This is a genomic window from Pseudomonas sp. P5_A2_2 (assembly GCF_054177685.1).
In genome coordinates, this window is the sequence record NZ_JBGCUL010000556.1 from 1 (window position 1) to 3,034 (window position 3,034).

Annotated in this window: 3 protein-coding genes; all 3 read right to left on the reverse strand. The window is 61.1% G+C overall.

Going from position 1 to position 3,034, the window contains the following annotated elements; all coding sequences use genetic code 11:
• Positions 1 to 836 (reverse strand): UDP-glucose dehydrogenase family protein (locus ACXRVY_RS22195; protein WP_458238248.1); only part of this gene is annotated, 836 nt, incomplete at its 3' end.
• Between the two features lie 356 nt (positions 837 to 1,192).
• Positions 1,193 to 2,233 (reverse strand): AraC family transcriptional regulator ligand-binding domain-containing protein, encoded by a 1,041-nt coding sequence (locus ACXRVY_RS22200; protein WP_223463561.1) that lies wholly within the window; start codon positions 2,231 to 2,233, stop codon positions 1,193 to 1,195.
• Between the two features lie 357 nt (positions 2,234 to 2,590).
• Positions 2,591 to 3,034 (reverse strand): LysR family transcriptional regulator substrate-binding protein (locus tag ACXRVY_RS22205; protein WP_458238249.1); only part of this gene is annotated, 444 nt, incomplete at its 5' end.

Sequence of the window (3,034 nt, forward strand, 5' to 3'; positions counted from 1 at the left end):
GCGGTGTGCAGCAGGGCGCGCAGGTCCTTGGGGAAGCACGAACCGCCGAAACCGCAACCGGGGTAGATGAAGTGGTAACCGATGCGCGGGTCCGAGCCGATGCCTTTGCGCACGGCTTCGATATCTGCTCCCAGCAACTCGGTGAGGTTGGCCAGTTCGTTCATGAAGCTGATGCGCGTGGCCAGCATCGCGTTCGCCGCGTACTTGGTCAGTTCGGCGCTGCGGTTGTCCATGAACATCAATTTGTCGTGGTTGCGGCAGAACGGCGCGTAGAGCTCGCTCATCTGGCTGCGGGCTTGATCGTCAGTGGTGCCGACGATGATCCGGTCCGGGCGCATGCAATCGGCCAGGGCACTGCCTTCCTTGAGGAATTCCGGGTTGGACACCACCCGTACCTTCAGCGAACCTTTGCCGCGGTGCTGCAACTCTTCAACGGCAGTCGCACTGACCTGATCCGCCGTGCCGACCGGCACCGTGGACTTGATGATCAGGGTGCGGTCGGCCTCCATGAAACCAGCAATCTGCCGGGCCACGTTCAGCACATGGCTGAGGTCGGCCGAACCGTCTTCGTCGGCGGGCGTACCGACGGCGATGAAAATCAGCTCGGCGTGCTCCACCGCATCGCTTGCCTGGGTGGTGAAGAGCAGGCGACCGGCCTTGATGTTTTCTTCAAGGGTGCCGGACAGCCCCGGCTCACTGATCGGTGGCACGGCCTGTTGCAGTTGCCGGATCTTGTTCGGATCGATGTCGACACACAGGACGCGATGTCCGACATCGGCCAGAGCCGCTGCTTGAATCAGGCCAACATAGCCCGTACCAAATACGCTTACGTCCATATTAGCGTGCCTCGCAAGACGTGGAGAGTTGCAAAACAAGACTGTCAAAAGGGGTATAGACCAGCCTCGGTAAACCGTGTCAGCAAACCGGCATGTAAAAGGGGCAAGACACTCCCAAATGTGGGGGCGATTGCCATCAAGGTCGCAGCACTATTGGCTTTCCCCCCGATTTTGGCTGTTCAGCGAAAATCTCAAGAAAACGACAGGCGGTCGTAAGCCTTGAAATACAAGGGTTGTAGCTGCTAAGTGTGTCAGGTTTGAGTCACCGGCTTGATGACCATTTTTAACAGAGGCCGCCAGTTCTCACGCACGTATGGCGTAAAGCCAGTGTTAAAAAATGTCCAGCAACCTACTGGTCAAGTGCCTGATCGGGTTCGCCAGGCGCCCGGCGCGCACCCCAGCCACCGCAGGCAGGCACGGTTGAAACTTTGCACATCGCTGTAGCCCAGGCGGTCGGAAATCTCCACCAGCTCCAGGTCTGTCCTCTGCAAAAAGTCTTCGGCGCGATAGCGGCGGTATTCGTCGAGCAACTCCGAAAAACTCCAGCCCAACGCCTTCAAGCGTCGGGCGGCGGTGCGCTCGAGCAAATGCCGGGTGGTACAGAATTGCTGCCAGTTGGCCTCGGCGAGGTCGGTGATCAAATAATCGCAGACTTGCTCCAGCAAGGTCGGTTCGCTGTTGCGTCGGGTCTGCTCCAGCAGTTCGACCAGCATGAGTTCCAGTTCATGATTGCCCGGCGTCAACGGGATCACGAACAGCTGTGGATCGAGGCGGATCGAGTGCTGCGCCTGCCCCCATTGCACCGGTGCGCGAAAGGCTTGTTCATGATCCTGCGGATTGGCCGTGCAGGCACCGGCCAGCCCGACGCCCAGAACCGGATCACGCTCCAGGCCGCTGGCGAGGAATTTGCGCCGCAACATGCTGCACAGGCTGATGAGGATGTAATCGGCGGTTGACGCGCTGGTTTTCACGCTGCCATGGTCGAGCAGGTGCAATTCGACGCGGTCGTCGCCGCGCACGATCCGGGCCTGGAAGTGTCCGTTGAAAAACGGAAAGAAACGCACGAAATACTGGCAGGCGCTGTCCAGTGAATCGGCGACGTCGAACAGGTATGTCAGGCCGTTGGTGGCGGTGGAAACGAATCGCCGACCGGCCGCCAGGCCGATCAGCGGGTCGCCGGTCTGTTCCAGGGCAAACGCCCAGAAGCGCCGCGACATGAACAGCGGAATACGCATGAATGGCGTGCGCAACTCGAACAGGCTGCGTCGCAACAGGCCTTCGATGCATTCGCGGTCCACACCGCGGGCCAGCAACTCTTCGATGGCCGGCAACAGGGTCGGCGCGTAGAACGCGTTGGGTATTGATTGGTCGTGCAGCGGCTGGTCGCTTTTTGTCATGTAGGGCCCACAGCTTGTTGCGGAACACCGGTCAAGCTGGCCGACGTTAAGCGATTTGCCGGAGCAGGACCATGCTTGATTTACGCCTGCTCGATTTGAACCTGTTGCTCGCCTTCGATGCGATTTACCCGTAGCGCAGGGTCACTAGTGCCACCGAGATGATGTGCCTGTCGCGCGCCCTCGGTAAGCGCCGGGAATTGCAGGCTCTGGCGCGGCGTGCATGATGTGGAGGCAGCAACGCCAAACCCTGTGGGAGCGAGCTTGCTCGCGCTAGCGGTGTGTCAGTCAATCAAGATGTCGACTGACCCGGCCCCATCGCGAGCAAGCTCGCTCCCACAGGGGGTGGTGGCTGCTCGACTAATTCGACGCCAGCAAGCGCCGGTCGACCGTCAGCACCGCATCGACCATCGCCAGCGCGGCCGGTGTCAGGGAGTGGCCGGCGCGGCTGACGATGCCGTAGTGCAATTGCAGGCCGGGATTCTCCTTGGGTACATCGGCAAATTCCAGCAGGCGGACCAGGCCCTGGTCGACCAGTTCGGCCAAGGCCTCCACGGTGGCGATGCCTACCGCGTCGGAGCGCATCACCACGCGGCGGATGGCGTCGAACTGCGCGCATTCCACGCTCGGATTGAAGTCTGCCTCGCCCTGCACGTCGGCGAGGATCTTGCGGATCATCGGCGGTATTCGCGTGCCGACCACCGCGTAGTCGAGCAGGGCGCGCAGGGACAGATTCTGCTGTTGCGCCAGGGGATGACCGACACGGCAAAAGAACCACCCGCGCCGGGGGCGCAACAGCTGTAC